Here is a 3,530-nt window from a genome sequence, read left to right as displayed (position 1 = left end):
AATTTAGGTAAGTAAACTATATAGATATAGGGAGAAAAACTATAACGTTACAGATATGTAGTGTTTACAACTCAAAAATATCTAATTCCTGAATATATGATTTATCCTCTCTACCGGGACTTTAGTTGTAGGTGGCAGGCGATGGGAATTTAGGTAAGTAAACTATATAGATATAGGGAGAAAAACTATAACGTTATAGATATTCGGAATTTAGGTAAACAGATTACATATAGCGAGCAAAAACTATAACGTTACAGATAATATTTAGTCTCTAGAACTCAAAAATCCCTAATTCCTAAATATATGATTTATCTTCCCCACCGGGACTTTAGTAGTAGGTGTCAGGTTATCAGTGTAGAAAATATGGTAGAAAATATGACTGTCTTTACGATTTCTATAACTGGTTAGAGTTGAATTTTCAATTGAACCTAATACCTATTACCTAAAACTTTATTCAACCTAATATCATTTCTTTGTAACGATGCACTTAATAATTTTTGATCTGACCTTATTCTTCTGATAATTATCATCTTTTATTAAGTGCAAATTCATAGAGAAATGCTATTACTATTAAACCTATATCTATAAATGTCTTTTTACTATACAAGAATAGTTCATTTTCAAGATACCGATGCTGCTGGAGTGGTTTATTTTGCTAATGTTTTAGCAATGTGCCATGAAGCTTATGAAGCATCTTTAGTAGAATTTGGTATTAATCTGAAAGTTTTTTTTAGTAATCAAGAAATGGCTATTCCAATTATTCATGCTAATGTTGATTTTCGTCGCCCGATGTTTTGTGGGGATGAGTTAACTATTGAATTAATTCCTAAAAGTTGGGGAGATGATGAGTTTGAAATTTCCTATCAAGTATTTTTAAAAGAAACAGATAATAAGTGGGCAGCCAGAGCTATTACGAAGCACGTTTGTATTCATCCTCAAAGTAGAAGTAGACAAAAATTATCTGATGAAATGAGGAGATGGTTATTGAGTTTTCAAGATTTGTAGCTTGGCGAATATCAAGGGACATAAAATGATGGATATTCAACCTTTTTTGAATTTAATAAGTTTGTTCAGGATAGCATTTACAATATTTTTCTTTATAGTTGCTTTTGTTGCAGCATTTAGAAGTAGAACTTTTTTTGAAACTATAATTGTAGCTTTAATCCTGTTTTTCCTTGCTGCCGTTTTTTCTATCTTTATTCAGAACATTCTAGGAAATGAAGCTGGAGTTATAAATATAAATTATATTTTTTTAGCATTAGCAGGAGGACTTGCTTTAGGAAAAATTTCAAAGTGGATAATGGAAAGACTATTCATGTAGCAAAATTAAAGTTGCAAAAGTTGAGCAAATAAAATAATAGTAGAGCTGAGTTTAATACAGCAAAATACAAGTATATTAAGTATAAAATTTTAATACTTCGCCCTTAATAATGGGTTTTAAATAAAACTTTTGCGGTGCGTATATTTTGTCTGCTACTGCTGCACCTAACTTAGGTAAAATCTGCTGTATAAATAAATTTAAAATAATACTTACAGCATCATTAGTAGTGTCAAACTGGATATTTTTTTAGTTTTCCAGTTTGCCAGTAATAAATTTATTGATTATTTAAAAGTTGTTGATAATTTTCTCTTTGTCGAATATCGTCTAATGGTGATTCTTGTTGTAGTGGTTCGTCATAACAAAATTCTAATTTAATAACTCTTACTGAACTGCCTGCAACCATAACATGAATTCTCATTTTGCCAGTTTGCCATTCAGAATCACCTAATTTTAAAACCTTACATTCCATACCTTCAGGAGGAAAAATTAATTCTATATTTTGGAGTTGAAATTCCACAGAATTGTCAACTATTTTAATAATATTCCTGCTGAAAAGATTAAACATACTATAACTATGTATGTTTTGGTTAAAATTCTTATTTGCCTGGTGTAAGATAAAGCGTTCATTAAAATAAATTTTAATTTTTTCTACTGTCAATTCCTTAAATAGTTCAACAGTAAAAGTATCTTTTCCAATCATCAAAATATCAGTATCGCATTCTAGAACTTGAAAAGTATTATCCATAATATTAAATCAGACTTTCATAAACCTGATAATAACACAATATTTTTACCAGTTAAAAATTGATTTATACAGCTTTCTTCTTCCTGATTCAATAAAATAGAAACACAGTCAAATTCAAGATAAATAAAATGTCAAAAAATACTTACGCCATTATTGGCAGTGGTGCACTAGGAGGTTTTTACGGTGCAAAACTACAAAAAGCAGGATTAGAAGTTCATTTTTTACTGCATAATGATTATGAGCACGTTCTCAAAAATGGCTTAATCATAGAATCCAAAGATGGCGACTTTACCCTCCCTCAAATTAACGCCTATAACAATACTAATAAAATGCCAAAATGTGACGTAATTCTCGTCGCATTAAAAACAACACAAAACCATTTATTACCAGAATTACTCCCGCCTTTATGCCAAGAAAATAACGTTGTATTACTCTTACAAAATGGATTAGGTGCAGAACCTGAAATAGCCAAAATTGTTGGTAAAGAAAGAGTAATTGGAGGAGTATGTAATCTTGCCTCTAATAAAATAGGTTATGGTCATATTCGTCATGTAGATTATGGTTTAATTAGAATCGGAAAATATGCCACAAATTATAAAACTGCTAGTATTACTAATAAAATGCGTGAAATTTCCCAGGATTTTAAAAGTGCTGGAATACAAGTTAATTTGACTGAATATTTATTCCAAGAAAGATGGAAAAAATTAGTTTGGAATATTCCTTATAACAGCTTGTCAGTAATTCTAGATGCTCGAACTGATGAAATGATGAGAGATACTAATACTAGAAACTTAATCACAGAAATAATGCAGGAAGTATTGGAAGGTGCAAAAAGTTGTCAGTGCCAAATTTCAGATAGTTATATTCAAAATATGTTAGACCATACTGACAAGTTAAACCCTTATTTAACTAGCATGAAAATTGATTATGAGCGACGACGACTTTTAGAAATAGAAAGTATTATTGGCAACCCCTTACGAATGGCAAGTGCAGCAGGTATTCAGTTAAATAAAATTGGGATGTTGTATCAACAATTAAAATTTTTAGATGCCAGAAATAGGCAACTAGACAGTGCAAAGTTCTTGAAATAACTATTGCTAGCTAAGGCTTTCAGCGATCTAAAGGTTAAAAACTCTTTATTCAGAGCTGTAAGTACTGTAAGGCTTTTACAGTAATACTTTCAGCCTTCAACACAAATTGTTCTTGGGAAGAACTTTGTACTCTCCAGTATATTTAGTTTCTTTCCTTGACATACTCCCCGGCGTAAACGCACGGGGATTCTCCTGAAACCAGGATTCTTGGTTTGCGCTCCGCAAGGCTACGCCAACAATGAGTCCACTTAAACTAAACACCTTACGGAATCTAGTCCAGAGATGGTTCTCACGCCTGCGCGTTCGCTCTATTGCCTCTTTCAGAGGAGCTGCGCTATCAAGAGCCTGTTCCCGTATGCCCTACGGTACAGTT

General features: G+C 31.7%; 4 protein-coding genes. 3 read left to right on the top strand and 1 reads right to left on the bottom strand.

From position 1 onward, the window contains the following. Positions 1 to 588: 588 nt before the first annotated feature. Together F6K54_RS41915 and F6K54_RS41910 are read left to right on the top strand one after the other, a co-directional pair. The gene (locus tag F6K54_RS41915) at positions 589 to 1,005 is read left to right on the top strand and encodes a thioesterase family protein (RefSeq protein ID WP_293090407.1); all 417 of its coding nucleotides are present in this window, start codon (positions 589 to 591) and stop codon (positions 1,003 to 1,005) included. Positions 1,006 to 1,030: 25 nt separating this feature from the next. Beyond that, the gene (locus F6K54_RS41910) at positions 1,031 to 1,321 is read left to right on the top strand and encodes a hypothetical protein (protein ID WP_293090406.1); all 291 of its coding nucleotides are present in this window, start codon (positions 1,031 to 1,033) and stop codon (positions 1,319 to 1,321) included. A gap of 274 nt (positions 1,322 to 1,595) precedes the next feature. On the opposite strand, the gene F6K54_RS41905 is transcribed toward F6K54_RS41910, so the two are convergent. Further along, entirely contained in the window at positions 1,596 to 2,066 is a 471-nt protein-coding gene (locus F6K54_RS41905) for a KGK domain-containing protein (RefSeq protein WP_293090405.1), read from the bottom strand. A 128-nt stretch (positions 2,067 to 2,194) separates the two neighbouring features. Between F6K54_RS41905 and F6K54_RS41900 the strand changes: the two genes are divergently transcribed. Beyond that, entirely contained in the window at positions 2,195 to 3,157 is a 963-nt protein-coding gene (locus tag F6K54_RS41900; RefSeq protein ID WP_293090404.1) for a putative 2-dehydropantoate 2-reductase, read from the top strand. Positions 3,158 to 3,530 lie beyond the last annotated feature (373 nt).

It is taken from the genome of Okeania sp. SIO3B5 (genome assembly GCF_010692555.1).
Classification (GTDB): Bacteria; Cyanobacteriota; Cyanobacteriia; order Cyanobacteriales; family Microcoleaceae; genus Okeania.
Note: the sequence above shows the minus strand (reverse complement) of the source record. Positions and strands in the feature narration are given on the sequence as shown.